Consider the following 26,824-nt stretch of genomic DNA (forward strand, 5'->3'; position numbering starts at 1 on the left):
GGGCTCTGCCCGTGCCCATCAAACCCGCAAGCATCACCCAACCTCCCCACCATCACCAGGGAGGTTACCCCCATCGCCCCCACCCCAATCAACCCGAGACAAACCCCGATCGAAAGATCCCAGGGTTCTTGAAGAACCCTGGGATCTGGCTACACAAGCAGCTTTCTACCGCTCCGTCAGCTTCGTCAGCAGCGTATTCGATCGCTCCACATAGGCCTTCATGCCGTTGGCATCAAACCCTTTTTGGGCCATCAGCGCCGTGTCGTAGACCTGGTTGCAGATCATCGTCGCCAGATCGCCCGCCGGGGAGCTGCCGCCGTCGGCTCCGATAATCGTGCTCTGGCTGAGACCCAGCAGGTTTTGGATCAGCGGGTGGGCGGTATTCACCATCAGCACGTGGTCGTCGGGGAACTGCATCTCCTGCTGCTGGATCATCGCCATGGTTTCCTGCATGCGGCGGGCCTCTTCGGGCAGCAGCACCATCGCCGGGGGTGCGCCCTCGCCCTTCAGCGCCTGGGGTTTGACGTTCACGCGGGGGCGGTTGAGCGCCTGCTCAAACATCTCCTTGATCTGGTCGTCGCGGGTTTTGTTGGTGGCGGGGTCAACGATTTCGCTCTGCTGTTCTTTGTCGAGCAGGGTGTCGTCCAGGTCGGCATCGACGCGAACAAACTTGACGTCCGAGTACTCCCGCTCCAGGGTGGGGATGAAGTGGGTGTCGATGAACGAATCCATGAACAGCAGCTCCAGGCCCTGGCTCTTGAACAGCTCGATGTAGGTGGCCTGGGAGACTTCGTCGGTGGCGTAGAAGACGCGGTTTTCGTGGCGCTCTTTGTTGCGCTCCAGGTATTCGCTCAGGGTGGTGTAGAAGTTGCCCTTGGGGTCGGTGGCGGGCTTGTTATCGGCCACTTCCGACCAGGCGTCGCCCTCGTCGGTCTGCACTTCCACTTTGGGCGCTTCGGCTTCGCCCAGCTTGGCCGTGGTGCGGAAGATCAGGATGTCTTTGACCTGCTCTTTGAACTTGTCATCGTTTAGCGAGCCGAACTTGACGAAGTTGCCCAGATCCTGCCAGCTGGCAATGTACTTGGCGGGGTCGTCGCGGTACAGGGCCTTGAGGCTGTCGCCGACTTTCTTGGCGATGTAGTCGGCGATGCGGCGCACGGTGCGATCGCCCTGCAAAAAGCTCCGGCTGACATTCAGCGGAATGTCGGTGCTGTCGATCACGCCGCGCAGGGGCAGCAAAAACCGGGGCACCACCTCCTCGCAGTTGTCGGTGACAAACACCTGGTTGCAGTAGAGCTTAATGCTGCTCTTGGTGATGTCGATGTCGGGCTTGAGCTTGGGGAAGTAGAGAATGCCGTTGACCACAAAGGGGTAGTCGGTGTTGAGGTGAATCCACAGCAGCGGATCTTCCTGGAAGGGGTACAAGTAGCGGTAGAACTCCAGGTAGTCTTCATCGGTGAGGCTGCTGGGGGACTGCTTCCAGGGGGCTTCGTGCTTGTTGACCACTTCGCCGTCTAGCTTAATCGGCACAGGCATGAAGTCGCAGTAGGTTTTAATCAGCTGCCGAATGCGAGCGGGCTCCAGGTATTCCTCTTCGCCCTCCATCAGGTGCAGGGTGATGGTGGTGCCCACGGTGCTGCGCTCCGAGGCGCTGAGCTCAAACTGGGTGGTGCCGTCACAGCTCCAGTGGACGGCTTCGGCCCCCGACTGGTAGGAGAGGGTGTCGATTTCCACGGTGGAGGCCACCATGAACGAGGAGTAGAAGCCGAGGCCAAAATGGCCGATGATTGGGTCTTCGGCGGCGCTGTCTTTGTACTTGGTGATAAACTCTTCGGCGCTGGAGAAGGCCACCTGGTTGATGTATTTCTTGATCTCCTCCGCGGTCATGCCGATGCCGGTATCTGACACGCTGAGGGTTTTCTTGTCCTTATCGAGCTTGATTTCGATTTCGGGGGTGCTGATGTCGCCGGAGTATTCGCCGGAGCGAGACACCATCGAAAGCTTTTTGATGGCATCAACGGCGTTGGAGACTAACTCGCGCAAAAAGATCTCGTGCTCGGAGTAGAGCGCTTTCTTAATAATCGGAAAGATATTCTCGGTATGAATCGAGATGTTGCCCTGTTCCAGAATCGTCGTCATGGCGGTGCGGTAGTGGTTCGAATAGTGGTTCGCTTATCAGCAATCTTTGACGCTGGCGGCAAAATTCACAAGCGGCAATTTCTCGACTGGGAGGTTCGGTTGACCCTACTGCGGCCCGACTGAGGGTGTCTGAAGTAACAGTCAGGGCCTCGAAAAGTTGCTATCTGTACAGGAAAGGATAAGAATCTTGTGCAAACGCTGCGGCCTGTAGGCCCGATGCCCCTATACTGACTTCCCAATTGCGGATCAGTATCTTTGGATATCTGTTACGACCAGACCTCTACCCTCCCAAGTCCATGAGCCATCCTCAGCGTCCGTCGCCAGCCAAACCGCCGCAGCTTGCCTGGGCTGTTCACCTCTGGCGAGACCTAAAGCACCACCGTTCCTGGGTTGGCCTGGGGCTGGTGGCTATGCTGCTGGTTACCCTGGTGCCCCCGGCCTTTGCGCAGGAGGAGGCGACCGCCGGGGTAGACGCTATCTTTGAGCCCATCGTTGAGGTGATGGCTCTGCTGCTCTTTTTTCCCATCGGCGGCGAGAACGGATTTCCGTTCATCGTGCTGTGGCTATTTGTGGCGGCGCTGTTCTTCACAGTACGGATGGGGTTTATTAACCTGCGCGGGTTCAAGCACGCCATTGAAGTGGTGCAGGGAAAATACGACGACCCCCACGACGATGGGGAGGTGTCGCACTTCCAGGCGCTGGCCACGGCGGTGTCGGGCACCGTGGGGCTGGGCAATATTGCCGGGGTGGCGATCGCCATTCAGCTGGGCGGCCCGGGGGCCATGGTGTGGCTCACCCTGGCAGGCTTTTTGGGCATGGTGACCAAGTTTGTCGAGTGCTCCCTGGCGGTGAAGTATCGCCGCATCGACAACGACGGCACGGTGTTAGGCGGCCCCATGTATTACCTGACTCGGGGTCTGACTCCCAAGGGCATGCGACCCCTGGGCCAGGGCCTGGCGGTGCTGTTCTGCATCCTCTGCCTGGGCGGCAGCCTGGGCGGTGCCAACATGTTCCAGTCCAACCAGGCCTACGCGGCCATTTCCAGCCTGGTGCCGGGGCTGCCCGCCTGGCTGTTCGGCCTGGTTTTGGCCGCCCTGGCCGGGTTTGTGATCATCGGCGGCATTCGCCGCATTGGGGCAGTGGCCGAGCGACTGGTGCCTGCTATGGCCATCATCTACGCTCTGGCCTGCATCTTTGTCATCCTGGTGAACATTGGCCAGGTGCCCGCCGCCATCGGCACCATTATCAGTCAGGCCTTTGCCCCCACCGCGGCGGTCGGCGGTATCGTCGGCGTCATGGTGCAGGGCATTCGCCGCAGCTCGTTTTCCAATGAGGCCGGGGTGGGGTCGGCCCCCATTGCCCACGCCGCAGCCCGCACCGACGAACCCATCCGCGAGGGCATTGTCGCCCTGCTAGAGCCGTTTATCGACACCATCGTAATCTGCAACATGACGGCGATCGCGATCGTGCTCACCGGCGCCTACCAGGACACCGGCGCTGAGCTGAGCGGCGTCGCCATGACCGCCAGCGCCTTTGAGTCGGTGATCGGCTGGTTCCCGGTGGTGCTGAGCCTGGCGGTGTGCCTGTTTGCCTTTTCCACCATCATTTCCTGGAGCTACTACGGTATTCAGGCCTGGGCTTACCTGTTTGGTGAGCGCACCACCATTGTGTTCAAACTCATCTACGTGACCTGCACATTTTTGGGCACGCTTACCAGCCTGGGGGTGATTATCGACTTCAGCGACCTGATGCTGCTGGGTATGGCCTTCCCCAACCTGGTCGGCTGCTACATTCTCTCCAACGAAGTGGCGGCGGACCTCAAGGACTACTGGCAGCGGCTGAGTGCCGGTGAAATGCAGATCTACAGCCCAGTTGCGGTGCGATCGTCTGACGAGTCCTAGGGCGTGCCATCAATTTTGGTCAAAACCCCTGTCTACCAAGCTTTGCCACGCCCGACCCAAAAACGGGCTAGGGGTTGTAACCCTTGGTTTATAGGCGTTCAGCAGCTAATTGATGACAGCCCCTAGACACGGCTAAATCAGCCATACCCTGAACAAGGCATCGGGCTAGCTAGTACGGGTTGTCAGAATTAGGGCACCATTGCTAAGGGTTTCGGGTGCTGGGTTTCAGGCTTCAGGAACAGTTGGCTGACCTATGCCGCAGGGTGCTAGCCCGATGGCTTGAACGCTGTTGGGGTCATTCAGCCCAGGAATCGACTGTCGGGTAGGCCTGTCCACCGCTACTAGCCTGCTCCAGGGTGCTCTCCAGGTTGAGAATGAACCGACGCCGCAGCCGGGGCGGGGTGGCCTGGTAGTCCCCGTACAGCTTGCAAAACCGCCAAAATTTCTCCACGTTTGCCCAGGGGCGGCTGTCGGGTGCAATGGGATCTAAAGCTTCTGACCTCTGACAGATTGAAAGCCAAAACATACCAAACCTCCGGATTGCTGACAACGGCTGCGTTTTTCAAGCTGCCACAATCCTAAGTTGCCCCAGTTTTAGGCGCAAAAGACACCCTCGATGGCACCTATGCAAAAACATGATGGATACTGGCGCATCCCTCCCCGGAACAACAGCGCTGGGGAAACTCACGCTGCAGTTTCTGGGCTGTCAGAGGTCAATTGCTGACGCCCCCGTTCAGCTAGAACCGCCAATTCCAGCCGCAAAAAAACCGGCGATCGCCGGTTAATCACATTCCAGGAGTCCAGCGGCTAACTACACATGAGCCTGGTAGGATCGGCCCATAAAATGCAGGGTCACAGGCGTCGAGGCCTTCGCCGCTACCGTGGGACTGTGGTGTCTGGCGCTCCAGGCCACGCCCCGATACTTTCCGACCACCTCCCCTTCACGGGTTTCAATACTGGGCCACTGGCAGGCGTACTCGGCACCAAGAAAACGTAGTTGCATGGGAAAAACCTTCAATGGATTATTAGTTGGATTTCAAACGCTGACGTAACCAATGCACTACAGGGTTGACAAAATTATGGCCGCAGAACGTTAAGAAGCCCTGATATGAAAATTAAATTGACAAATTTGTTACAGAAATTTTTTGGCTTTTCCCTGAAGAAAAATCGTCATTCCTTAACCCATGGCTCCAAGAACGCTACGATCGCGGTCGGCACTATTGAGCAGCAGTGAGCAGGAGCGATCGCCCATCGCGGTCCAATGCATGGTGAAACGACCGCAAGGGTCGTCCTGCGATCGCGTCTCTGCTATAGGTCTTTTGCCTGCTGTCCAGCCCTCACTGCTCTGGGTCAGGACTGGCAGCAGCGACAGCTGAGCACCTAACCGCCCACCACTGACTCCAATTTGGTGGCTGCCTCGTCCTCAGGGGCAACCGGAGGCTTAGGGGCCGCAGGGGCCTGGGGCGTAAACACCAGTTCACCATCCTGCAAATCCACCGCAATGGTGGCCCCCTGGGCAAAAGTGGTCTCCAGAATCTTGGTGGCGATCGGGTTTTCCAGCTGCCGCTGAATCGCCCGCTTCAGGGGACGCGCCCCGTAAACCGGGTCGTAGCCGCTCTGGGCAATGAAGTCGATCGCCGGGTCGGTAATCTCCAGCCCGATCGCCTGGTCGGCTAATCGGCGCTGCACCCGGCGAATCTGCAGGGCCACGATCTTCCGCAGCTCGCTCTTGCGCAGGGAGTGGAAGAGGATCAGGTCGTCCACCCGGTTGAGGAACTCGGGCCGAAACGCCTTTTGCAGCACCTTGAGTACCTGGGTACGCATTTCGTCGTAGCGATCGTCGTCGCCGGCCAGCTCCAGGATGTGATCGCTGCCCAGGTTGCTGGTCATGATCACCACGGTGTTGCGGAAGTCGACCCGGTGGCCCTGGGAGTCGGTGATGCGGCCGTCGTCAAGCACCTGGAGCAGAATATTAAACACGTCGGGGTGGGCTTTCTCCACCTCGTCGAGCAGCACCACCGAGTAGGGGTGGCGACGCACCGCCTCGGAGAGCTGGCCGCCGTCTTCGTAGCCGACGTAGCCGGGGGGCGCCCCCACCAGCCGCGATACGGCGTTTTTCTCCATGTACTCCGACATGTCGATGCGAATCAGGGCGTCTTCGGTGTCGAACAGGAACTCGGCCAGGGCGCGGGCCAGCTCGGTTTTGCCCACCCCCGTCGGCCCCATGAACAGGAACGAGCCCAGGGGGCGGCCCTGGTCGTTCATGCCCGCTCTGGCGCGGCGGATGGCGGCGGCGACGGCCTCCACGGCTTCGTCCTGGCCGATCACCCGCTCGTGCAGGTGGCCTTCGAGCTGGAGCAGCTTCTGGCGCTCCGACTCCATCAGGCGATTGACCGGAATGCCCGTCCACTTGGCAACGATTTCGGCGATGTCGGCCTCGGTCACCTGCTCCCGTAGCAGGGTGGTGCCCTGGGCCTGCACTTCGATCAGCTGGGCCTCCAGGCCTTCGCGATCGCGCTGAATCGCCTCCAGTCGGCCGTACTTGAGCTGGGCGGCCCGGTTGAGGTCGTAGGCCCGCTCCGCCTGCTGAATCTGGATGCGGATCTGGTCCTCTTCCTCCTTCAGGGCGTTGATGGCGTCGAGGGCCTGCTTTTCGCCCTGCCACTGGCCGCTGAGCGACTGCTGCCTAGTCTGGAGCTCGGCCATCTCCTGCTCAATGCGGCTGAGGCGAGACCGCGAGGCGGCGGTCATGGAGCCATTTTCGGCCTCCAGGGAGAGCTTTTCCATCTCCAGCTGCATCAGCCGACGCTCAATGCCCTCCAGCTCCTCGGGCTTGGAGGTAATTTCCATCTTCAGCTTGGCGGCGGCTTCGTCCACCAGGTCGATGGCCTTGTCCGGCAGGAAGCGATCGGAGATGTAGCGATCGGAGAGCACCGCCGCCGCCACCAGGGCGCTGTCGGCGATCTCGACGCCGTGGTAGGACTCGTAGCGCTTTTTCAGCCCCCGCAGAATGGAGATGGTGTCTTCGGCGCTGGGCTGGCCGATGTACACCTGCTGAAAGCGGCGCTCCAGGGCGGCGTCTTTTTCGATGTGCTTGCGGTATTCGTCCAGGGTGGTCGCGCCAATGCAGCGCAGCTCGCCCCGGGCCAGCATAGGCTTGAGCAGATTGCTGGCATCCATGGTGCCCTGGCCCGCCCCAGCCCCGACCACTGTGTGCAGCTCGTCGATAAACAGCACCACCTGTCCAGCGGAGTCGGTGACTTCTTTGAGCACCAGCCGTAGCCGTTCTTCAAACTCGCCGCGAAACTTGGCCCCGGCAATCAGCCCGCCGATGTCAAGGGAAATCAGGGTGCGGCCCTTGAGCGACTCGGGCACCTCGCCGTTGATAATGCGCTGGGCCAGGGCCTCGGCGATCGCGGTTTTGCCCACCCCCGGCTCGCCAATCACCACGGGGTTGTTTTTGGTGCGCCGCGACAGCACCTGAATCACGCGGCGGATCTCGTCGTCGCGGCCAATTACCGGGTCGAGCTGACCGTCGCGGGCCAGCTGGGTGAGGTCAATGCCGTACTTATCGAGGGCGTCGTACTGGGACTCGGGGTTTTGGTCGGTGACCTTCTGGCTACCGCGCACCGCCTGCACCGCCGCCATCAGTTCCGCGCCTTCAACGTTAAAGCCGCGCAGCAGCCGACGGCCAATCCGCTCGTCCTCCTGAAAGCCCAGCAGCAGGTGCTCGACGGAAATATATTTGTCCTTCAGGGTTTGCCGCGCCGCCTCGGCCCCATCCAGCATGCGATCGAGGCTCTGCCCCAGATACAGATTGCTGTCGAGGCCGGGCCGCACCCGCGCCTGGCGCTTGGCAAAGGTCTCCAGTTCGTCGAGAATTAGGTCGCTGTCGAGGTTGGCCTTGGTCAAAATTTTGTGGGCCAGCCCATCCTCCTCCTGGTCCAGCAGAGCAATGATGACGTGCTCCACCTCCATGTACTGATGCTTGCAGCGGCGGGCCACATCCTGGGCCTCGACAATGGCGTCCCAGGCTTTGGCGGTAAACTTGTCGGGATCGGTTGGCTGCATAATCTCCGTGGGCGAGCCGGCGTGTGCTTTGCTTTTTGTAACGGGTGGACGTTCAGTATATCAGTTGGGCGCTGGGCCTGGGTTGGCGGTTGCTGGGGTACGGCCTGTCGATCTGGCTAGAGCATAGGCCGACTTGCGGCGACAAACTGTTTAATGCTGACCAGACGCCCCTGCCCCCTCTCGGCACAGTCTGCAAGCAAACCCACCTGCCACCACAGACGGTTGTTGAGCTGGGACCACCCCTGCTCTTAACCTACCAAGTTTGCCCCCGGTCTGCCTCGGCAAAGGGGCCACAGCGTTGATGTAGATAGTACCTGGCCGCAGGGGCAATCGCCTCATCAGCCCCTGCAACATCAGCGGAAACAACCCATTGCGAAGGAGGAGATTTTCAGAACAAACTCCCCGCTATACTTCGGCGACTGTACTTGCTGTAGGTAGGTACTGCCCACGATTGGGGAGAAATAGGGAGAAAGTCTTTCAGAAGTCGCCTCTAATAGCGAATCCGGGGGTCGATATAGGCATTCAAAATATCGATCGCGATGCTGATCACCGCCACGATCATGGCGAAAAACACCATTAGCCCCTGCACCACCGGGTAGTCACGCTGGGAGATCGCCTCGTAGAGTCGGTTGGCCAGCCCCGGCCAGGAAAAAGTCACCTCCGTCAGCACTGCTCCCCCCAGCATGGCTGCAAAGGTCAGCCCCAGAATCGTAATCACCGGAATCAGGGCATTCCTGAGGGCATGCACCAGCACGATGCGCCGCTCTGGAATCCCCCGTGCCCTGGCCGCTTCTACGTAGTCTGCGGTCAGGGTTTGCTTCAGGTTGACCCGCACCATGCGCTCAAACACGCCGCTGATCAAAACCCCCAGCGTCAGGCTGGGCAGCGCCAGGTAGTAGAGGGTGGTAAAAAACGCGCCCAGATCTAACGAGAGCAGGCTATCGAGCAGGTACAGCCCAGTCGGCCCGGCGGGCGGTGCCGTCCGCAGCGGGTAGCGGGTGCCAATCGGGAACCAGCGCAGCTGCACCGCAAAAATCAGCTGCAAAATCATCCCGAACCAGTACATCGGGATGGCATAGGTGACAATGCCAAACAGGCGTCCCCCCGCATCCATGGGTGAGTTGGGTCGCGAGGCGGCTAGGGCCCCCACCCCCACCCCTACCACGGTGGCCACCAGCATGCCGCACACCGTCAGTTCCACCGTGGCCGGAAAGTGGGCCCGAATGATTTGCCACACCGACTGCCCCTGGGTGGCCAGGGAGGAGCCCAGATCCAGTCGCAGGAGATTGCCTAGGTAGTTCAGGTACTGAATCAACAGGGGCTGGTCGAGGCCAAGCTGCACCCGTAGCGCCTCTTTGGCGGCCGCCGGTGCCCGCGCCCCCAGCAGCGCATCCACCGGATCCCCCGGCGTGGCCCGCAGCAGCAAAAACACCACTGTCGTGATGGTTAAAATCATCAGCGGGGCCAGCAGCAGCCGGGTGAAGACGTAGTAGCGCAGGGCGGCGGAGCGGGAGGACATGGGTTAGCCTCGACTGATTTGCCAGAGCAGAAACTGCTGGGTTGGCTCCACGGCAACGCCGTCTACACCGTCCTGGGCAAAGACATAGTCCTTGTTCTGCCACAGGGGCACGTAGGGGACGTCCTCCACCATCATCTGCTGCAGGTCTGCAATGATTTCCTGGCGGGCGGCGGGGTCTTGCTCGGCCCGCTGCTGGGCAATCAGGTCATTGGCTTCGGGGCTGTAGTAAAAGGAGCCATTGGCCTGGGAAGCGCCTGCTTCACAGGTACTGCCGTTGCCGGTTTCGCAGCCCAGAAAAGGCTGAATAAAGGTGTCGGGGTCGTAGTAGTCGGGGTACCAGTTGGAGAGAATGATGGGGTAGACACCCTTGCCGACGTTTTCCCAGAGGGTAGCGCCTTCGGTGTTTTGGACGTCCACCGTCACCAGGCCGGGCAGCCCCGCTTCGATAGATTCTTTCAGGGTGTTGGCGACGATGCTGCGGATGGTGGAGGCGGAGGGGTACCAGATTTCGACGGTGAGGGGGTTAGCTTCTGAGAACCCGGCCTCGGTGAGCAGGTCGCGGGCCTGGTCGAAGTCGCCGTCGCCGTAGGCCTCCTGGAAGACCGGCTCGGCCACATCAAAGCTGGCAGGAATGAGGCTGTAGAGGGGTTCTGCCTGGCCCTGGAAGACGCGATCGTTGAGCAGGGGGCGATCGACCATAGCGGCGATCGCCTGGCGCACCCGCACATCGTCCAGGGGCTCAATGGTCTGGTTGAGCGACATGTAGTTGATCACGTTGGTGCCCGCCTCGATCACCTGCCAGCCGCCGGAGCTTTCCTCGCGCTCCAGGGCCGCCACCTGTTCGGGGTCGAGGGTCTGGTAGGCCACATCCAGCCCGCCGGTTCTAAAGGTGTTGTAGAGGTTGGCGGGGCTGGTGAAAATCTGGATGTCGATGCCGCTGTTGGCGGGGGCATCGCCCCAGTAGTCTTCGTTGACGTCGAGTCGGATCGAGTCGCTGGTGAAGGCGGCCAGCCGGTAGGGGCCAGTGCCCACAAAGCTGTCGGGGTTAAAGCTGCCGGCCCCAATTTCGTAGCTCTCGGGCGATACGGGGGTGACGCCCGAAAAGCTAAGCAGTGCTGGAAAAGCCGCGAAGGGGGCGCTGAGGGTGAGCGTCAGTTCGTAGTCGCCCGTGGCCTCGACGTTGGCAATTTTCTCGGACAGTAGGTAGGCAGGCCGACCGCCATTTTCCATAAACCGCTGGATCGAAAAGGCCATCACCTCAGCGTTGAAAGCGGTGCCGTCGTGGAGGGTGACATCCTGCCGCAGGGGAATGGTGTAGGTGAGGCCGTCGTCGCTAATGGTGGGCAGTTCGGTGGCCAGCTGGGGCACCAGATTAGTGGTCCCCGGCTCGTAGGTGTAGAGGCGATCGCCCAGGTTGTAGAGCAAGATGCCCGGAAACGTCTCGTAGGCGTCGGCGGGGTCGAGGGTGCGGGCGGTGAGGGTGGTGCCGATGGTGATGCGGCCACCCTCACCGTCCGCAGGCGCGTTGGCGGCGGGCCGATCGTTGCCAGCACAGCCGATCGCGATCGCAAAGCACAACCCAAACAGCCCCAAAAACTGGGCTACCCGCCGCCACTGGCGACTGGTCCAGGGGCGCTGCCGATCTCTAAACCACGACACCAAAGAAGTCATCACGTTATGTCTGTGTCTCTAACTGGCCAACATGGGGATAGTTGTATCACCCTTTGGGGTTCAGCGGGGAGGGGGGTAGAGGGATTCCCTACCCGACCGCCTCTTCTACTCCGCTCCCCGCAAACCTGCGCCACAGGGCATCGGTCAGCAGGTGTGACAGCAGCCCCAGGGGACCAGCAAACAGGCACAGCGCCAGGGAGTGTCGGGTAAAGACGCCGCTCTCCTGCCCCTGCCAGTAGATCCAGCGACCCACAAACAGGTCAAACACCAGGAAATGCACCCAGCCGGTGGCGGTGACGTGGGGCTGGGCAAAGATGGCCACCAGGTCGCTCAGGCTGAGGTTGGGGTCGGAGAGGGCCTCGATGCCCTGCACGTTGCTAAAGCTGGTGACAAAGAGAAACAGGTACAGCCCGGCCAGGGCGACAAAGGGCAGAAAAGATCCCATCACGGTGCGGGTGAGTTTGGTGTTGGGCACCAGCACCATCAGGGTCCAGAAGGGCAGCACAAACAGGTTGGCACCGCTAAACAGCAGGTCTAACAGAGGGGCATCAACAATCATAGGTTTAAACTTGGAGATTGCAATTTGGAGATTTCTCTTAGTGTAAAAGGCAAACACAAGCCTGCTGTTCAGGAAGCCTGAACCTAGCACTGGCCGGCAGACATAGGTCAACTCTGATTGGGGTGTCAGGTACCGGGGGGCGGGTATGGGGTGTCAGGTATCGGGTTTCAGGTACTGGGTGTCAGGTACCGGGGGGCGGTTTCAGGAACATTTGGACGACGTATGCCGCAGAGAACTATAGGAGGCGTTGCTGAATTGAATAATGAATCTGTAAACTTGACATCCTTGTCATCGCCCCCTGAGTCCCCCAATTCTGGGGGACTTTGAGATTTTGACTCCCCCCAGAATTGGCGGGCTGGGGGGGCATATCATACCTACATTCAGCAATGCCCTATAGGACACTACTAACCCAGGGCAATATCTAAAAACATCATGGTGACAAAACCGCCCATCAGGCCCAGGGTGCCGCGTTGGCCAAAGGCTTTCTGGTCGATGTCGGGAATGATTTCATCGACGATTACAAACAGCATGGACCCGGCGGCGAACCCCATCGCCCAGGGCAGGGTAGCCTGGGCCAGGGTGACCACAGCAGCGCCAACCAGGCCGCCGATGGGCTCGATCAGGCCGGTGAGGGAGGCGATCGCGAAGGCATAGGCAGGGGCGTAGCCGATGTTGCGCAGGGCGATCGCCACCACCAGCCCCTCGGGAATATTCTGGAGCGCAATGCCCACCGCCAGAGCCAGGGCCCCGGCCTGCTCGCCGCCGCCAAAGCCGACGCCCACCGCCAAGCCTTCCGGAAAATTGTGCAGCGCGATCGCGATCACAAACAGCCAGATGCGCTTCATGTGCTGGGCCTCTGGTCCCTCCGGCCCTTTGAAAAAGTGCTCGTGGGGAAACAGGTTGTGGGCACCCCACAGAAACGCGCCGCCGAGCAAAACTCCGGCGACCATCACCATCGCAGCGACGGGACCGGAGTAGCCCAGGGCGATCGCCGCATCGGTACCCGGCAAAATCAGCGAGAACGAGGTGGCCGCCAGCATCATGCCGCCGCCAATGCCCAGCAAAATACCCTGGGTGCGCTCGGAAGGGTCGTAGGGCAGCAGCACCGGCAACGCACCAAGGCTCGTGCTCAAGCCAGCGAACAGGCTGGCGAGAAATCCGGAGGCGAGGGGGTTCATGGGGTGGAGGGGAGTGAGTGGGTAGATGGGTGGATGGGTAGGCGGGTGGATGGGTGGATGGGTAGGCGGGTGGATGGGTGGATGGGGCTGGCGGCTACTATACTAGTCTGACCGCAGTCACTATAGTTGTTGTGACAGGCCTCAGGCCATGCCGTTTCGGGGGCTGGAGCGGTGCCGCTCCGCACCCATCCACCCCCCTACCCATCCACCCTCCCACTTCCCCTCTTTCCCATGACTCCAGAACTCACCCGCTTTGGCGAGCAGATGTCTCACCTGACTGGCGTGCGCGCCATTATGAAAGACATTATTGAAACGCTGCGGGCGGGGCAGGGGCAGGCGTTCATCAACCTGAGTGCGGGCAACCCGGTAATTTTGCCTGAAATTGAGCAGCTGTGGCGCGATTGCACCCAGGCGCTGCTGGCCAGTGCTGAGTACGGTAATGTGGTGTGCCGCTACGGCAACAGCCAGGGCTACGAGCCGCTGGTGGAGGCGATCAAAACCGATTTTAACCAGCGCTACGGGCTGAACCTGAGCGATCGCCACATTTTGATTACCCCCGGCAGTCAGGCCCTGTACTTTTTGGCGGCCAATGCCTTTGGCGGCTACCAGAGCACCGGCCGCATGAAGGACATCGTGCTGCCCCTCAGCCCCGACTACACTGGCTACGGCGGCATTTCCCTGGTGCCGGAGGCGGTGCGAGCCTACCGGCCCACCATTGAGGCCGACGCGGCGACCCATCGGTTCCGCTACCGGCCCGACTTCAGCCAGCTTGCAATCGACGAAAATACCGGCTTTGTGCTGTTTTCGCGGCCCTGCAACCCCTCGGGCAACGTGCTGACCGCTGACGATGTGCAGCACATCGCCAGTCTCGCCGCCGCCCACGCCGTGCCCGTGCTAGTCGACTCGGCCTACGCGCCCCCCTACCCGGCGCTGAACTTTACGGCGATGGAGCCGGTATTTGGCGACAACATTCTGCACTGCATGAGCCTCTCCAAGGCGGGGCTGCCGGGGGAACGGCTGGGGGTGGCGGTCGGCGATCCGGCCATGATTCAGGTGCTGGAGTGTTTTCAGACCAACTTCTGCATTCACTCGTCGCGCTACGGCCAGGCGATCGCGGCCCGCGCCATTGCCTCGGGGGAGTTGGCCCGCCTGTCCGAGCAGGTGATTCGCCCCTACTACCAGGACAAGTTTGCGGTGCTCGAAGCCGCCCTGGACCGGGCCATGCCCCCCGATTTGCCCTGGTACCTGCACCGGGGCGAGGGGGCGATCTTTGCCTGGCTGTGGTTTGACCAGCTGCCCATCACCGACCAGGAGCTGTACAACCGGCTCAAGCAGCGGGGCGTGATTGTGGTGCCGGGGAACCCCTTCTTCCCAGGTCTGCGACCCGAGGCGGGAGAGACCTGGCCCCACACCCGCCAGTGCCTGCGCCTGAGCCTGACCGCCAGCCGCGAAGACCTGGCCGAGGCGGCCGCCCGCCTGGGGGCGCTGGTGGCCGAGGTGTACCAAACCACCGCCGTGGCGGTGTCCGCATAATGGCGACCACCGACGACTGGATTGAAATTGGCCGCATTGTTGCGCCCCAGGGGGTGAAAGGCGAGGTGCGGGTGTACCCCAGCAGCGACTTTCCCGAGCGGTTTTTGGAACCGGGCGATCGCTGGCTGAAGCGCCCCCGCAGCCTTACCCCCGAGCCCGTCCGCCTGGTGCGGGGGCGCTACATGGATGGCAAAGGGCTCTACGTGGTGCAGCTGGCCGAGGTTGACAGTCGGGAGGCGGCGGAAGCCCTGCGGGATGCGGTGCTGCTGGTACCAGCGGGCGATCGCCCCAGCCTGGAGCCCGACGAGTTTTATGTCGCTGACCTGGTGGGGCTACGGGTGATTGTGCAGTCCACTGGCGCAGAGATTGGCACCGTGACCGATATTTTTGCCGCTGGCAACGATCTCTTAGAAGTGACCTATGATGCTCTGGCCACAGAAGATGCTTTGCCCCCCAAGCCCCGCACGGTTCTGGTTCCATTTGTAACCGCAATTGTGCCCGTGGTGAATTTGGCCCAGGGATACCTCGAAATTGACCCGCCAGCGGGACTTTTAGCCCCTTAATCTTATGACTTTCTTATCTTTAAATCCTATTGTTAACACAACGACCATAAATGGAACGACCAATCTGCCCCGGCTCTCCTAGGAGGGTCGGGTTTTTTATGGCTTAAACCCAAAACTTGCCGTGGCATTTCTGGCAACGGGAGGGAGCCCCTCTTCTAAAATTCAAACAGAGATGGCTCAGGCCATGGATCAAATGGAACGCTCAGGCGGTCTAGAACGTTCAAAATCACTAGAAGCGAATGGCTTAAGATTGGTTCCCCAAGCCCCCCCCCAGCCCAGACAAAACGAGGTCACCCCATGAAATGGCAGTCGAGTCGGCGCAGCACCAACATTGAGGATCGGCGCGGGGCCGGTGTGCCTGGCGGGGCGGCAACCGGGGGCATTGGGGCGCTGCTGCTGGCGCTGCTGATCGCGTTTTTGGGCGGAGACCCTTCGGTAGTGTTGCAGCCGGGCATAGACGTCAGCCCCTACGACAATGCCCCTCAAATTTCCCAGGTTGAGGCCGATCGCTCGGCGGAGTTTGTCTCGGCGGTGCTGGGCGAAACCGAGGACACCTGGAACAGCATTTTTCGATCGGAGTTTGGGGCCGACTACCGGGAACCCAGCCTGGTGCTGTACTCCGGCGCTACCCAGTCGGCCTGTGGGCTGGGGCAATCGGCCATGGGGCCGTTTTACTGCCCCGCCGACCAGCGGATATACCTCGATACCAGCTTTTTCCACGACCTGTCGGTGCGCCACGGCGCGCCGGGGGACTTTGCCCAGGCCTACGTAATTGCCCACGAGGTGGGTCACCATGTGCAGAATTTGCTCGGGGTGTCCGGCCAGGTGCAGCGGGCTCGGCAGCGGCTCAGCCGGCCCCAAGCCAACGATCTGTCGGTGCGGCTGGAGCTACAGGCCGACTGCTTTGCCGGGGTGTGGGCCCACAACGCTCAGGTCGCCCGCCAGATTTTAGAAGAAGGCGACATTGAAGAAGCCCTCAACGCCGCCAGCCAGATCGGCGACGATCGCCTGCAGATGGAGGCCCAGGGCTACGTCACCCCCGACTCCTTTACCCACGGCACCTCCCAGCAGCGGGCCACATGGTTTTATCGCGGCATTGAGACCGGCGACATTCACCAGTGCAATACCTTTGACGTGGCGCGCATTTAGCGAAACGGTGCGGTTTGCGGCTTACGGTCAACGGTCTACGGTCAGCGGTTCACGGCTGAGCGTGGACCGTAAATCGTGCCTCCAGGCCCCAGTTTCGCTGTCAGAAACGCCACCAGCCGGGTCACTTTGGCCGACAGGTGGCGGTTGACCGGGTACAGGGCGTAGATATTGATCGCAGGCGGCGGGTAGTCGGTCAGGAGCGGGCGCAGGCGATCGCCCTGCAAATCCGGCCCGACGATGAAATCCGGCAGCATAACGATGCCCAGTCCCGCCAGGGCAGCGGCCCGCAGCACCTCGCCGTTGTTGCAGCACAGCGGCCCTGCGATCGGGACGGTGTGGGAGGCATCGCCCCCTAGGGTCCAGCTGTTGTCCTGGGCGCGGTGGCCGTAGTGGAGACAGTCGTGGTGCTTTAGATCTTCGGGCTGAGCTGGAATGCCGCGCTGCTGTAGGTAGGCCGGGGCTGCGCACAGCACCAGGGGGCAGGGGGCCAGCCGATGGGCGATCAGCCCCGGGCCGGGGGGTTGGGCGGCGATGCGGAGGGTGAGGTCAAAGCCCTCTTCGATTGGGTCGATGCGGCGATCGTTGAGCACTAGCTCCACCCGCAGGTCGGGGTACTGGGCCATAAACTCCACCACCAGCGGAGCCAGATGCAGGGTACCAAAGGTCATCGGCGCGTTGATCCGCAGGCTGCCGCGCGGCTCCTGGTGCAGCCGAGTGAGGGCCAGCTCGGCTTCTTCGAGGTCGGCCAGGATGGCGATGCAGCGATCGTAGTAGGCCCGGCCGGCATCGGTGGGGGAGACCTTGCGGGTGGTGCGGTGCAGAAGCTGGGTTTGCAGGTGATCTTCGAGCGTCATCACCAGCTTGTTGACCTGCGATCGCGACAGGTTCATCCGGCGGGCGGCGGCGGCAAACCCCCCCGCTTCCACCACCTGGGTAAAGGCCCGCATGCTCTCAAGTTTGTCCATCGCGATCGCCCCATTGTCTTTTCTAAGGCGACAATATGTCCACAAAATAGATTATTGTCGTTTATTTAGAATCAGTATATCGTTGATGTATTCGGATGTTTCCAATCCATTGACACTAACTAGGAGGTGTCTGCCATGATTACGATTCGTCCTGCCCACGAGCGCGGTGCCGCAAACTTTGGTTGGCTCGATTCTCGCCACACCTTCTCCTTCGGCAACTACTACGACCCTCGCCACATGGGCTTTGCCAGCCTACGGGTAATCAACGAAGACAAGGTGCTGCCGAGCCAGGGCTTTGGCACCCACGGCCACCGCGACATGGAAATTCTGACCTACGTGCTGGATGGGGCCCTGGAGCACAAGGACAGCCTCGGCACCGGGTCTGTGATTCGGCCTGGGGATGTGCAGCGGATGTCGGCGGGTACGGGCATTCGCCACAGCGAGTTCAATGCCTCCGATACCGAGTCGGTGCACTTTTTGCAGATCTGGATTTTGCCCGACACCGAGGGCATTGCCCCCGGCTACGAGCAGATATCCCTTGCCCCCGCCGACAAACAGGGGCAGCTGCGCCTGGTCGGCTCCCGCGATGGCCGCGACGGCTCGGTCACCATCCACCAGGATGTGAACCTGTACGCCGCCACTCTGGCCGAGGGCGATCGCGTTGAGCACGCCCTGGCTGCGGGCCGAGTGGCCTGGGTGCAGGTGGCGCGGGGGGCCGTCTCCCTGAATGGCCACGACCTCACCGCTGGCGATGGCGCTGCCATCAGCGACCTGGACAGTCTGAGCCTGACCGGAACCGCCGCCGAGGCCGAAGTGCTGGTGTTTGATATGGCGGCCTAGACAGCTGCGGCATCGTCTTGATCCACCATCCCCTAAAGCTTGCGGAGGCAGGGAATGCCTGCCTTCGCGGGATGCCCGTGCAACACAATAACCCAAGAGAGGAGCGATCGATGGCTGAACCTGTAATTGCTGATACCAAGCCCGTGGTGATGGAACTGGAGGCCGGCACCTATTTTTGGTGCACCTGCGGCCAGTCCACCACCCAGCCCTTTTGCAACGGTGCCCATGCCGGGACCGAGTTCACCCCCCTGAAATTTACCCTGGAGGAGAAAAAACAGGTGGCGCTGTGTGCTTGCAAGTACACCCAGAACGCCCCCTTCTGCGACGGCAGCCACACCCGGCTGTAGGGGTTTGATCAGGCTAAACTTTGCCTGACTCAGGTGGTCACGAAAAATAGGGTGGGCAAGAACTTGCCCACCCTGTGCTTTAGGGAGTTGCTGATTGCCAAGATGATTTGCCCCCCTAGTGGCCTGTCAAGTTCGAATTTGTGAGTGCTTTGATCTTGTGATCGACTGCCAGCAATGCTCTCAAAAGTCATTTACACATAAAATCAAAGCTGACGAACCACTAGCCCCCAATGCTGGGAGGAACCGTACCGTCTCAAAGTCCCCCAGAATTGGGGGATTAGGGGGCAGTGATTTGAACCCACCTTCTAAACGGCGGTGGCAAAGGGCTTCAGTACCACCTTGATGCAGTTCTCTTCCTTGTCGCGGAAGATCTTGTAGGCGCGGGGGGCTTCCTCCAGGGGCAGCCGGTGGGTGATCAAAAACGTGGGGTCAATATCGCCGTTGCGAATCCGCTCCAGCAGGGGCCGGAGGTATTTGTGCACGTGGGTCTGTCCCGATCGCATCGTCAGAGCCTTGTTCACGAAGGCCCCCATCGGCATTTTGTCGATAAAGCCACCGTAGACGCCGGGGACCGACACCTTGCCACCCTTGCGACAGGCCGCGATCGCCTGACGCAGCACCATCGCCCGCCCGGTCTCCATCCGCACCGCCTGCTTGACCGTATCGTAAAGCGCCATCACCCCCGTGCCGTGGGCCTCCATGCCCACCGCATCGATACAGCAGTCAGGGCCCAGGCCGCCGGTCAGTTCCTTCAGGGCAACGCCTGCGTCCATCTCCTCGTAGTTGATAGTTTCGGCCCCCGCCGCCGCCGCCAGGGCCAGGCGCTCAGGAATGCGATCGATGGCGAAGACGCGCTCGGCCCCCAGCATCATGGCGCTGCGAATGGCAAACTGCCCCACGGGGCCACAGCCCCACACCGCCACGGCCTCGCCGGGCTGAATATCGCAGTTTTCGGCCGCCATATAGCCGGTTGGGAAAATATCGGTGAGGAACAGCACCTGCTCATCGCTCAGGCCCTCGGGCACCTTCAGCGGGCCGACATTGGCAAAGGGGACGCGCACGTATTCCGCCTGACCACCCGCATAGCCGCCCATCAGGTGGGAGTAGCCAAATAGGCCCGCAGGGGAGTGGCCGTAGAACTTCTCGGCCATCCAGGCATTGGGATTGGTGTTGTCGCACAGCGACCACAGGTCGTGGCTACAGAAAAAGCAGTTGCCGCAGGAGATGGTGAAGGGCACCACCACGCGATCGCCCTGGTTCAGGTTGGTAACCTCGGGGCCGGTTTCCACCACTTCCCCCATAAACTCGTGGCCCAAAATATCCCCGGACTTCATGGTGGGAATATAACCATCGTAGAGGTGCAGGTCAGACCCGCAGATGGCAGTCGAGGTCACCTTGATGATGGCGTCGTGGGGGTTGAGGATCTTGGGATCGGGGACGGTGTCAACCCGCACATCTTGGGAACCGTGCCAGCAAACAGCTTTCATTGAAAGTTCTCCGGGGAAGGGGCAGGGGAGCAGGGGAGGGGGACGACCCTGGGGCCGTCCCCCTAAACACAAAGACGGTAGGGAGAGGGGCTAACTCTACTGCTGCTGAGCGCTGCCGTAGCGATTCAGCGTGGGGTTGGGATTGGGGTTGGGCTGGGTGTTGGGGTTGTAGGCGTTTTGGCCCTCATTGCCGGAGTTGCCGGGCAGCACCCCCTGCACCGCATCCTTGACAGTTTCGAGAATCCCGTTGGCCTGGTCCTCGGGCGCGGTCTGGCGGTTAGCGGCTACCGAGGGGTCAACGCCACCGGAGTAGTTCTCGTTGCTGAGCGGGTTGCGGGACTGGCGTACGGCCTCGGCCTCGTAGGGGCGAGCGTCCAGATTGTCGCCCGCCAGAGCGGGTTGGGCGTGGGTGCCAGCAGCCCCCAGCCAGAGCACCACCGACAGGGTCGTCACCGCGACGGCTTGAGTCGCGGTGCGGGCAAGGGGACGAACTTCAAACTGGCTCAATCGGCGCAGGAAGTCAGCGCACTGGCGACGAAGGGAGGTGAGGAAAAAGCGGGAGAAAAGTTTAATCATGGTTCTACTCGGTATCAGAAACGTCAAATCACTAAATCAGGCGTGAACATTCGTCTGGGGAGGGTTCACCACTCCGCACCCTAGGCCCCCTTGGGCTGCCCCTCGGTGGTGGCGATTTCCCCAGCTTCCATCAGCTGCTTGAACCGGCTGAGTTCGTCGCCAATCTGCTGTTCGGGTTCTTCGCCAAAGAGTTTGGCGATCGCAGCGGCTAGCAGGCCACCCGGGGGCTGGTACTCCATCACCACCTTGACCTCGGTACCGCGATCGCCCGCCGCCGGCTGAAATCGCACAAATCCAGAGTTTTCGACCGGGGCATCCTCAGCCGAGGCCCAGGCGATCAGGTGGTCGGGTTCGTCGGTGACAATTACCGCATCCCACTCGATCTCCTGGCCCAGGGGGGCGTTGGCTACCCAGTGGGAGCGGCGATCGTCGATTACCTGAACCGATCGCAGGTGGCGCATGAAGGTGGGCAGCTGGCCCAAGTTGCGCCAGAAGGCGTAGAGGTCGGCGGCGGGGCGATTGATGGTAACGGTTTTCTCAACCCGAATGGCCTGGTCCAAGCCCACGGCCTCTTCCACTTGCTTCAGGGTGCTTTTGCTCTGGGTGCCCTGGTAGACCAGGCCACCGCCCGCAACGGCGGTAAGAATGCCCCGCAGCGATCGCTGCTGAAGCCCTGCCAGCACCATGGCCCCACCGCCAACAATTGACGCCCAGCGCTCCAGATCGCCCGCCTGTTTATCCCCTGGCGTTTGGGTGCTCATCGAGTTTTCCATACCTTTACCTCCTGACAACAGGGCTGCGCTAACTATCGGCCACAGGACAAATCGGAAAAAGCGCTGGCAGCCCACCGAGGTTTCACCTGGGGTCTGTAGCTATCAAAAACTCACCCGATAAACCTGGCTTCAGCCTAGGAAGCCAAACCGCAATCTCCTTCGACCAGAAGACAGAAACGGGCGACAATTTGCCTCGCCATCGGGGATAGATGAATGGGCCTACGTCTGTTCCAGGCCTGTTTCAAAGCGATCGGACTTAGATCAAACGTCTTGATGGGAAAGCGCAGCCATTTTGGGGCATGATTAGGTAACATCTATCGCGGGAGACAGAGCGATCTATGCCCTAAGATAGATGTGTCGTTGCTCGATACTTGTTGCTCAAAGCATTAACTGCATGAACGAAAGCTGGCTGTCAGACTACGTTATTTACTCTGAGCGACAGGGTCTGGGCTATGCCCGGCGCGCCTGCCGTCCTCTAGAATCCCACATCAAAAAAATGTTGGGGTTGCCCATCAGCGAACGCTCTGTTCAGGCAGAAATCCAATACCTCACCCTGGTTGCGGGGGGGGCTACCTGCGAGTGCCCAGCCTGTAAGCTCCGGGCCCCCGGTAGCGCCGGCATTTTTTGGGCGGTTACCCGCAAAAATGCGGTTTAGAAACCATTGCACGGGTTGATCCAATCTGCCGACAATTCGCCGCTAAAGTCTTCGCCCTCGGGTAAATCCGTCGATCGGTGTGACAGTTGTATACCCGCGTCAATCAATATGAACTCAATCCAATAATAATAGTCCCCAGCTTCGCCTCTGGGAGAGGCAAAGCTGGAGGGCAATAGTCGCTAATACTGGGTTATCAGGCTAACTGATAACGGTCCCTAGTAGATGCTCTCTACACCCAGGCGGGAGGCCAGATCCTGCCGCAGGGCCTCAGGAATCAGGACTCGGTTGATGCCGTGGATGACACCGTTGTCAGCCTGGATATCGGGGTTGATGACGCTAGCGTTGTTGACCACGATGCGCGATTCCTGAACGGCGATCGCGACTCCACCGCTGAGGGCACTGATGCCCCCAGTGCTGAGCTGATCAGAGGTCACAGACCCCGGCACCACGTGGTAAGACAGCACTTCCGCCAGCAGGTCCTGGTTCTCGGGCTGGAGCAAATAGTCCAGGGCACCATCGGGCAGCTCATTGAAGGCCTCATCGGTGGGAGCAAAGACCGTGTAGGGCCCTTCGCCAGCCAGGGTGTCCCTCAGACCGGCAGCCTGCACGGCCTGCACCAGGGTGTCAAACGAGCCACTGTTGTTAGCAACATCCACAATGGACATGGTGGCGGCGGTGCCGGGTTGGGCCTGCTGCTGAGTTTGGGGCTCGGCCATGCTGCCATCGGTGTGGTTGCTGGCCTGGACCGTAGTACCCAGCAGCAGACTAGCGCTAGCCGCTACAGCGGCGATCGCAGCGTTGCGAAAGATGAAAGAAAAACGCATAGAAAAACGTCCTCATGTAATTGTGCTTCGGAGCATTTCTATGTGAACTTTAGTGAAGTTTATTAAACATTTTCATCTGTCGGAGGGGAGGGAAGGGGCGGGTATGGGCTACATCGCTGCGACAAAAGACCTGTCCCGGCAATCTGCCCGTGGCCAGAGGTTGGCGAAAGGCTCGCCACCGATGATCGAAGAACGGCTTTCCTCAGGCTTAGGCCTGGGTAAGGCGATCTCTGTTTTACCAGGACCTAGCAGGGCTACCCATGGCATTTCTCCACCGCAACAAAGACAGACTGCGAGTTGTTCTGGCCGTTTGTATGGTGGTAGCCGGGGTACTGCATTTTGTGGTGCCCCAGCCGTTCATTCGCATCGTGCCAGGGTTTTTGCCCGCCCCGGCGATGCTGGTGTACCTCAGCGGCGCGATCGAAGTTTTGCTGGGTTTGGGCCTGCTGGTTCCAGCCCTACAACAGATCTCCGCCTGGGGCCTGGTGATCTTATTTGTGGCGGTGTATCCGGCCAACCTCAATATGGCCTTCAACCACATTCAAATTTCGGGTATTCCAGATACCTGGTGGTTCCACGCCTTTCGGCTGCCCTTTCAGTTTGTGTTAATTGCCTGGGCCTACTGGTATACCCGCTTCGAAGCGGCTCAGTTCTCCTAACCCCCTATGGATGTTCTCACTCCTACCTCCTGGCTAGACGTCGCTGGCCGTTTGGCTGTCGCCGTTGGGTTGGCGGCGGTGATCGGTTTCGATCGAGAATTTAGCAACAAAGCCGCTGGGCTCAGAACCAATATGCTGGTAGCGCTGGGATCAGCCATATTTATTCTGGCTACCGTGCAGCCTGGGCTAGTTCAAGCCGATGGTTCATCAATGGCCCGCACCCTCCAGGGCATCATTACCGGCGTTGGATTTGTGGGGGCGGGGTCGATTTTGCGCGAAGACCGGGTGCGGGGGTTGACCTCTGCAACGGCCGTTTGGATTTCCGCAGGCGTTGGGGTGGCCGCTGGCCTGGGGCAGTGGCAGCTGGGCCTGATGGGCGTTGGCTTTGCGCTGCTAATTCTGCGGGTGTTGAAGTTCGCTGAAAGAATAATTTAATCATTCTGTGGAGACTATTGAAACATAGCTAAACTTGGGAGTCATTTAAGCCTGAATGGCTTCAAATTGTGCTTGGCAAGAGATTGGCAAGCCCCGTGATATCTACCGCTGGGGTGATAGGGTTCTACCTGGACTATTGCTATTCTGGCGAAGTAGAAATAGGGCAATTTTAAGCTTTTCAGCTGCATCTTCAGGGACAAGCAATCGCCAATTACTCCTGCTGATAGACAGTTCTGGCTGATCAGTCTAATGAGTGATGCTCTGACGCGATCGCCCTCACCTAAACAAGCGCTTTAGATTAGCCCACCAGTTGCGCTCTAGCCCTCTTCCCACAGCATTTTGAAGCATCTCAAAGCACAGTTTTATGAATTCCAAAAACGCCAGATCGAAACATTCTAAATCGGCTCAGGGATCTCCAACTCAAGTATCCCAGGGGATTGACAAAGCGCCGCCCCCGCCCAACGAGCCAGTCATTCATCTGCCTGCGGCGCAGGCTGCCGCAGAGGCGGCCCGCACCGGGCTCGAGGACAACAGCGCCATGATTGGGGCTGAGATGCCCGACGATTACCGGATGGCCTCGGGCAGTCCTACCACCGCAGGCGACCCTGATGCCATGACCGAACAGGCCAAAGTGGTGGGTGAAGAGGCGATTGGCGGCACCACTCCCACCCCCGACCAGAACAACATTGACGAAATTGCTGCTGCTGCTGGCATCGATACCCAGGCCGAGCAGCCCGTCGCGGTAAAAGACGAAATGGATCGTCGCGACCAGCAGCGGTTTGAGCTTGATCCAGATTCTAAGGACGCAGTGTCCTAGGGGCTATGGCGTATCGTTTTTTTGCTGACAGCACCGTTGAAGCCAATGTGCATCGCATCCTCAGTGAACAGTTGGACAAGGCTATTCAGCAGCTGAGCGAAGAGTTTTATGATACGCCAGGACAGGCGGTCCACAGCGCTCGCAAGCACCTCAAAAAGGGGCGCACCGTGCTGCGGCTGGTGCAAAAGTCAATCGACAAAGAGACCTACCAGCGCGAAAAAAATGCGCTGCGCGACCTGGGGCGATCGCTCTCCCTGGCCCGCGACAGCGAGGTGTATCAGCACACCCTCGACGACCTGCTCGACACCTACGGGCTCACCCTGGACACCAACGGCTTTGCGAGGCTGCGGCGGAGTCTGGTCGATCTGCACCAGATCCGGCTCAACGCCCTGACCGATCGCGACAACCCCATGGACGCCATTGTGTCCGACCTCAAGGACAGCCGGGCCCACCTCAACCAGCTGGCGCTGAGCAAAACGGGCTGGAAAGCCCTGGCCAAAAACCTGAGGCAAATCTACCACCAGGGGCAGGAGCGGTACCACACCGCCTACGATGACGGCGACGACGACGCCTTCCACGACTGGCGCAAGCGGGTGAAAGACCTGTGGCACGTCACCTGTCTGCTCAAGCCAATGTGGCCCCCGGTGATGAGCGCGTTTGAAACCGAGCTTCATCATCTGGCTCAGGATTTAGGCAGCGGGCACGACATCGCGGCCCTGCGACACTTTTTGCTCAACCACCCGAGTGAGGTCGCCGTGGAGGAGGTGCACATGCAGGTGCTGCTGCCCCTGATGAAGCATCGCCAGCACCGGCTCCACCGGCAGGCCAGAACCCTGGGGCAAAGGCTCTACTGCGAGGACTCAGCCGCCTTTATTCACCGCATGGCTAACTACTGGCAGCCCTGGGTCGACTCGGCCCAGGAAACCGACGCTGAGGCCTGACGCCAGCGGACACAGCTGCGGAGTTAATCTTTTGTCGGCAGGTGAAAAATGTCGGCAAATACCCCCTTGGCGTGGGGACGGCGACTGCGGTCGGGAGAGTCGTAGACCACCATCAAACTGTGCTCGTAGCCCAGGCAGGGTACCAACGTCAGGCCCTCGGCGTGGTCGGAGCCAATGGTAAAGGGGAGGTCAAACATCACCGTCAGCCGACCCGAATCTTGACTCCACAGGGTATCGCTGGTGTGGTTGAGAACATCTTCAAAGCGAAACATTTGCATGGCCCCCTCTAGCTCCATGGTGGGTCCGGCCAGCACCAGCAAATCGCCATCGTGCAGGCACAGTTCGCGAACACCCTGACCATTGAGGTCGAGAAAGTGCTTGCGGTACAGACAGCCATCCCCCAGGTCTTTGAGCACAAGCTCGCCGGGTTCCCCGTCTTCCACTTCAAGCTCAAGCACAATGGCCCAGCCCCGCAGCACCGGCCCCCGCAGCCCCAAAAAGATTTGATGGTCATTGACAGCAATGCCTTCGATATCAAAGCCATTGTCCTTGGAGGGCAGCCCCATCTGTAGGAAGGGCCCCAGGTGCTGGTCGGTGGCCAGCGCTTCGAGCAGCTGGTTATGGCCGTTGACCTGCTTCAGGCTGGCGGCGGTGAGATCGCCATTGGCCGTGTCGGGCTGGGCATAGGCGGGCACAATTTCGCCATTCAAAACGGGTAGCCGGGCCAGCAGCGATCGATTGGAATCGTAGCTAATTTCAGACAGCCGCTCGATGTCTTTTTGCTGTTTTTTACCCTTAGCCTGGCGGCGCTTTGAGCTGTGGGAACCCACCACCCATATATAGCCATCACAGTAGTTGAGTCCTTCAATATCGATCTCGGTGTCGTGATCGAAGAGTTGAACAAATTCTTTGAGGTGAAAGGTCTTGTGGTTACTGTAAACCCCATTCCCGGTAGGGGTGAGCCGCTCCAGGGTCAAATATTCGTCGGACCCCACCCACAGGTGGCCATCCGGCGTCCGGGTGACCGCAGATAGCTCGGCCAACAGATCCTCAGAGTCGGTTTCAAAGTTGAGCAGAGCGCGACTTAGTAAAAATCCGTTTGGCATAGCAGTAGGGACAATTTGATGGATTAAGCCTATCAGCGTAAGGCCAGTGTAAGCCGAGGCCATCGCTCCAGAGAAGGAAATAGTTCTTTTGAGAACAGGCTTTCTACAGTTGGATA

24 protein-coding genes are annotated in these 26,824 nt (G+C 60.2%); 10 read left to right on the plus strand and 14 right to left on the minus strand.

The features are described 5' to 3' along the window. Window positions 1–165: 165 nt before the first annotated feature. A complete protein-coding gene (htpG, locus tag NF78_RS06865; RefSeq protein ID WP_035985463.1) occupies window positions 166–2,139 on the minus strand; it encodes a molecular chaperone HtpG in 1,974 nt (657 codons plus the stop codon). A 296-nt stretch (window positions 2,140–2,435) separates the two neighbouring features. Here htpG and NF78_RS06870 point away from each other — a divergent pair, with 296 nt between their 5' ends. Continuing rightward, the gene (locus NF78_RS06870; protein WP_081972536.1) at window positions 2,436–4,040 is read left to right on the plus strand and encodes an alanine/glycine:cation symporter family protein; all 1,605 of its coding nucleotides are present in this window, start codon (window positions 2,436–2,438) and stop codon (window positions 4,038–4,040) included. A gap of 295 nt (window positions 4,041–4,335) precedes the next feature. Here the strand turns inward: NF78_RS06870 and NF78_RS30915 are convergent, their stop codons facing one another. The 7 genes from NF78_RS30915 to NF78_RS06895 form a co-directional block, all read right to left on the minus strand. Further along, window positions 4,336–4,566: a hypothetical protein gene (locus NF78_RS30915; protein WP_156119681.1), complete on the minus strand. Its 231-nt coding sequence runs from the start codon at window positions 4,564–4,566 to the stop codon at window positions 4,336–4,338. A gap of 285 nt (window positions 4,567–4,851) precedes the next feature. Further along, window positions 4,852–5,043: a DUF4278 domain-containing protein gene (locus NF78_RS29135; RefSeq protein WP_072015995.1), complete on the minus strand. Its 192-nt coding sequence runs from the start codon at window positions 5,041–5,043 to the stop codon at window positions 4,852–4,854. Between the two features lie 377 nt (window positions 5,044–5,420). Further along, the gene (gene clpB, locus NF78_RS06875; RefSeq protein ID WP_035985465.1) at window positions 5,421–8,111 is read right to left on the minus strand and encodes an ATP-dependent chaperone ClpB; all 2,691 of its coding nucleotides are present in this window, start codon (window positions 8,109–8,111) and stop codon (window positions 5,421–5,423) included. Between the two features lie 490 nt (window positions 8,112–8,601). Beyond that, the gene (locus NF78_RS06880; protein ID WP_035985467.1) at window positions 8,602–9,630 is read right to left on the minus strand and encodes an ABC transporter permease; all 1,029 of its coding nucleotides are present in this window, start codon (window positions 9,628–9,630) and stop codon (window positions 8,602–8,604) included. A gap of 3 nt (window positions 9,631–9,633) precedes the next feature. Continuing rightward, window positions 9,634–11,301 carry an ABC transporter substrate-binding protein gene (locus NF78_RS06885; protein ID WP_052049920.1) on the minus strand — a complete coding sequence of 556 codons (1,668 nt, stop codon included), beginning with the start codon at window positions 11,299–11,301 and terminating at the stop codon, window positions 9,634–9,636. A gap of 88 nt (window positions 11,302–11,389) precedes the next feature. Next, window positions 11,390–11,860: an ABA4-like family protein gene (locus NF78_RS06890; RefSeq protein ID WP_035985468.1), complete on the minus strand. Its 471-nt coding sequence runs from the start codon at window positions 11,858–11,860 to the stop codon at window positions 11,390–11,392. 404 nt (window positions 11,861–12,264) lie between these two features. After that, window positions 12,265–13,038: a ZIP family metal transporter gene (locus tag NF78_RS06895; RefSeq protein ID WP_035985469.1), complete on the minus strand. Its 774-nt coding sequence runs from the start codon at window positions 13,036–13,038 to the stop codon at window positions 12,265–12,267. 231 nt (window positions 13,039–13,269) lie between these two features. On the opposite strand from NF78_RS06895, the gene NF78_RS06900 reads away from it, so the two are divergent. From NF78_RS06900 to NF78_RS06910, 3 genes are all read left to right on the plus strand, one after another. Beyond that, window positions 13,270–14,571: a valine--pyruvate transaminase gene (locus tag NF78_RS06900; RefSeq protein WP_035985470.1), complete on the plus strand. Its 1,302-nt coding sequence runs from the start codon at window positions 13,270–13,272 to the stop codon at window positions 14,569–14,571. After that, the gene (gene rimM / locus NF78_RS06905) at window positions 14,571–15,134 is read left to right on the plus strand and encodes a ribosome maturation factor RimM (protein WP_035985471.1); all 564 of its coding nucleotides are present in this window, start codon (window positions 14,571–14,573) and stop codon (window positions 15,132–15,134) included. The genes NF78_RS06900 and rimM overlap by 1 nt, the downstream gene beginning before the upstream one ends. Window positions 15,135–15,431: 297 nt before the next feature. Next, window positions 15,432–16,283, plus strand: a complete 852-nt coding sequence (locus NF78_RS06910; protein ID WP_035985472.1) for a neutral zinc metallopeptidase — start codon at window positions 15,432–15,434, stop codon at window positions 16,281–16,283. A gap of 41 nt (window positions 16,284–16,324) precedes the next feature. Here the strand turns inward: NF78_RS06910 and NF78_RS06915 are convergent, their stop codons facing one another. Further along, a complete protein-coding gene (locus NF78_RS06915) occupies window positions 16,325–17,248 on the minus strand; it encodes a LysR family transcriptional regulator (RefSeq protein ID WP_052049923.1) in 924 nt (307 codons plus the stop codon). A gap of 135 nt (window positions 17,249–17,383) precedes the next feature. Here NF78_RS06915 and NF78_RS06920 point away from each other — a divergent pair, with 135 nt between their 5' ends. Continuing rightward, window positions 17,384–18,088: a pirin family protein gene (locus tag NF78_RS06920; protein ID WP_035985473.1), complete on the plus strand. Its 705-nt coding sequence runs from the start codon at window positions 17,384–17,386 to the stop codon at window positions 18,086–18,088. 110 nt (window positions 18,089–18,198) lie between these two features. Continuing rightward, complete coding sequence (locus NF78_RS06925; RefSeq protein WP_035985475.1) at window positions 18,199–18,435, plus strand: CDGSH iron-sulfur domain-containing protein; 237 nt, start codon at window positions 18,199–18,201, stop codon at window positions 18,433–18,435. A 305-nt stretch (window positions 18,436–18,740) separates the two neighbouring features. On the opposite strand, the gene NF78_RS06930 is transcribed toward NF78_RS06925, so the two are convergent. The 4 genes from NF78_RS06930 to NF78_RS06950 form a co-directional block, all read right to left on the minus strand. After that, entirely contained in the window at window positions 18,741–19,922 is a 1,182-nt protein-coding gene (locus tag NF78_RS06930; protein WP_035985476.1) for a zinc-dependent alcohol dehydrogenase, read from the minus strand. Window positions 19,923–20,018: 96 nt separating this feature from the next. Beyond that, on the minus strand, window positions 20,019–20,498 hold the full coding sequence (locus tag NF78_RS06935; RefSeq protein WP_035985477.1) for a hypothetical protein: 480 nt from the start codon (window positions 20,496–20,498) through the stop codon (window positions 20,019–20,021). An 80-nt stretch (window positions 20,499–20,578) separates the two neighbouring features. Next, window positions 20,579–21,271 (minus strand): SRPBCC family protein, encoded by a 693-nt coding sequence (locus tag NF78_RS06940; protein ID WP_035985479.1) that lies wholly within the window; start codon window positions 21,269–21,271, stop codon window positions 20,579–20,581. Between the two features lie 870 nt (window positions 21,272–22,141). After that, window positions 22,142–22,750, minus strand: coding sequence for a fasciclin domain-containing protein (locus NF78_RS06950; RefSeq protein WP_035985481.1), 609 nt, complete (start codon window positions 22,748–22,750; stop codon window positions 22,142–22,144). A 260-nt stretch (window positions 22,751–23,010) separates the two neighbouring features. Between NF78_RS06950 and NF78_RS06955 the strand changes: the two genes are divergently transcribed. The 4 genes from NF78_RS06955 (at window position 23,011) to NF78_RS06970 (ending at window position 25,602) form a co-directional block, all read left to right on the plus strand. Further along, entirely contained in the window at window positions 23,011–23,409 is a 399-nt protein-coding gene (locus NF78_RS06955; protein WP_035985482.1) for a DoxX family membrane protein, read from the plus strand. Between the two features lie 6 nt (window positions 23,410–23,415). Beyond that, window positions 23,416–23,844, plus strand: a complete 429-nt coding sequence (locus tag NF78_RS06960; RefSeq protein ID WP_035985485.1) for an MgtC/SapB family protein — start codon at window positions 23,416–23,418, stop codon at window positions 23,842–23,844. A 364-nt stretch (window positions 23,845–24,208) separates the two neighbouring features. Further along, on the plus strand, window positions 24,209–24,661 hold the full coding sequence (locus tag NF78_RS06965; RefSeq protein ID WP_052049924.1) for a DUF6335 family protein: 453 nt from the start codon (window positions 24,209–24,211) through the stop codon (window positions 24,659–24,661). Between the two features lie 5 nt (window positions 24,662–24,666). Next, window positions 24,667–25,602: a CHAD domain-containing protein gene (locus NF78_RS06970; protein ID WP_035985486.1), complete on the plus strand. Its 936-nt coding sequence runs from the start codon at window positions 24,667–24,669 to the stop codon at window positions 25,600–25,602. 23 nt (window positions 25,603–25,625) lie between these two features. On the opposite strand, the gene NF78_RS06975 is transcribed toward NF78_RS06970, so the two are convergent. Beyond that, a complete protein-coding gene (locus NF78_RS06975) occupies window positions 25,626–26,708 on the minus strand; it encodes a DUF3616 domain-containing protein (RefSeq protein ID WP_035985487.1) in 1,083 nt (360 codons plus the stop codon). Between the last annotated feature and the right edge of the window lie 116 nt (window positions 26,709–26,824).

Origin of the sequence: Leptolyngbya sp. KIOST-1, assembly GCF_000763385.1 — a bacterium.
GTDB lineage: Bacteria > Cyanobacteriota > Cyanobacteriia > Phormidesmidales > Phormidesmidaceae > Nodosilinea.

Bases quoted from the DNA above. Each gene is read 5' to 3' on its own strand.
- NF78_RS06870 (WP_081972536.1), top strand. From the start codon at position 2,436: ATGAGCCATCCTCAGCGTCCGTCGCCAGCCAAACCGCCGCAGCTTGCC.
- NF78_RS06965 (WP_052049924.1), top strand. From the start codon at position 24,209: ATGAATTCCAAAAACGCCAGATCGAAACATTCTAAATCGGCTCAGGGA.
- NF78_RS06915 (WP_052049923.1), bottom strand. From the start codon at position 17,248: ATGGACAAACTTGAGAGCATGCGGGCCTTTACCCAGGTGGTGGAAGCG.
- rimM (WP_035985471.1), top strand. From the start codon at position 14,571: ATGGCGACCACCGACGACTGGATTGAAATTGGCCGCATTGTTGCGCCC.
- NF78_RS06935 (WP_035985477.1), bottom strand. From the start codon at position 20,498: ATGATTAAACTTTTCTCCCGCTTTTTCCTCACCTCCCTTCGTCGCCAG.
- NF78_RS06955 (WP_035985482.1), top strand. From the start codon at position 23,011: ATGGCATTTCTCCACCGCAACAAAGACAGACTGCGAGTTGTTCTGGCC.
- NF78_RS06960 (WP_035985485.1), top strand. From the start codon at position 23,416: ATGGATGTTCTCACTCCTACCTCCTGGCTAGACGTCGCTGGCCGTTTG.
- NF78_RS06925 (WP_035985475.1), top strand. From the start codon at position 18,199: ATGGCTGAACCTGTAATTGCTGATACCAAGCCCGTGGTGATGGAACTG.
- NF78_RS30915 (WP_156119681.1), bottom strand. From the start codon at position 4,566: ATGTTTTGGCTTTCAATCTGTCAGAGGTCAGAAGCTTTAGATCCCATT.
- NF78_RS06890 (WP_035985468.1), bottom strand. From the start codon at position 11,860: ATGATTGTTGATGCCCCTCTGTTAGACCTGCTGTTTAGCGGTGCCAAC.
- NF78_RS06940 (WP_035985479.1), bottom strand. From the start codon at position 21,271: ATGGAAAACTCGATGAGCACCCAAACGCCAGGGGATAAACAGGCGGGC.
- NF78_RS06900 (WP_035985470.1), top strand. From the start codon at position 13,270: ATGACTCCAGAACTCACCCGCTTTGGCGAGCAGATGTCTCACCTGACT.
- NF78_RS06885 (WP_052049920.1), bottom strand. From the start codon at position 11,301: ATGACTTCTTTGGTGTCGTGGTTTAGAGATCGGCAGCGCCCCTGGACC.
- NF78_RS06880 (WP_035985467.1), bottom strand. From the start codon at position 9,630: ATGTCCTCCCGCTCCGCCGCCCTGCGCTACTACGTCTTCACCCGGCTG.
- NF78_RS06970 (WP_035985486.1), top strand. From the start codon at position 24,667: ATGGCGTATCGTTTTTTTGCTGACAGCACCGTTGAAGCCAATGTGCAT.
- NF78_RS06950 (WP_035985481.1), bottom strand. From the start codon at position 22,750: ATGCGTTTTTCTTTCATCTTTCGCAACGCTGCGATCGCCGCTGTAGCG.
- htpG (WP_035985463.1), bottom strand. From the start codon at position 2,139: ATGACGACGATTCTGGAACAGGGCAACATCTCGATTCATACCGAGAAT.
- NF78_RS06910 (WP_035985472.1), top strand. From the start codon at position 15,432: ATGAAATGGCAGTCGAGTCGGCGCAGCACCAACATTGAGGATCGGCGC.
- NF78_RS06930 (WP_035985476.1), bottom strand. From the start codon at position 19,922: ATGAAAGCTGTTTGCTGGCACGGTTCCCAAGATGTGCGGGTTGACACC.
- clpB (WP_035985465.1), bottom strand. From the start codon at position 8,111: ATGCAGCCAACCGATCCCGACAAGTTTACCGCCAAAGCCTGGGACGCC.
- NF78_RS29135 (WP_072015995.1), bottom strand. From the start codon at position 5,043: ATGCAACTACGTTTTCTTGGTGCCGAGTACGCCTGCCAGTGGCCCAGT.
- NF78_RS06975 (WP_035985487.1), bottom strand. From the start codon at position 26,708: ATGCCAAACGGATTTTTACTAAGTCGCGCTCTGCTCAACTTTGAAACC.
- NF78_RS06920 (WP_035985473.1), top strand. From the start codon at position 17,384: ATGATTACGATTCGTCCTGCCCACGAGCGCGGTGCCGCAAACTTTGGT.
- NF78_RS06895 (WP_035985469.1), bottom strand. From the start codon at position 13,038: ATGAACCCCCTCGCCTCCGGATTTCTCGCCAGCCTGTTCGCTGGCTTG.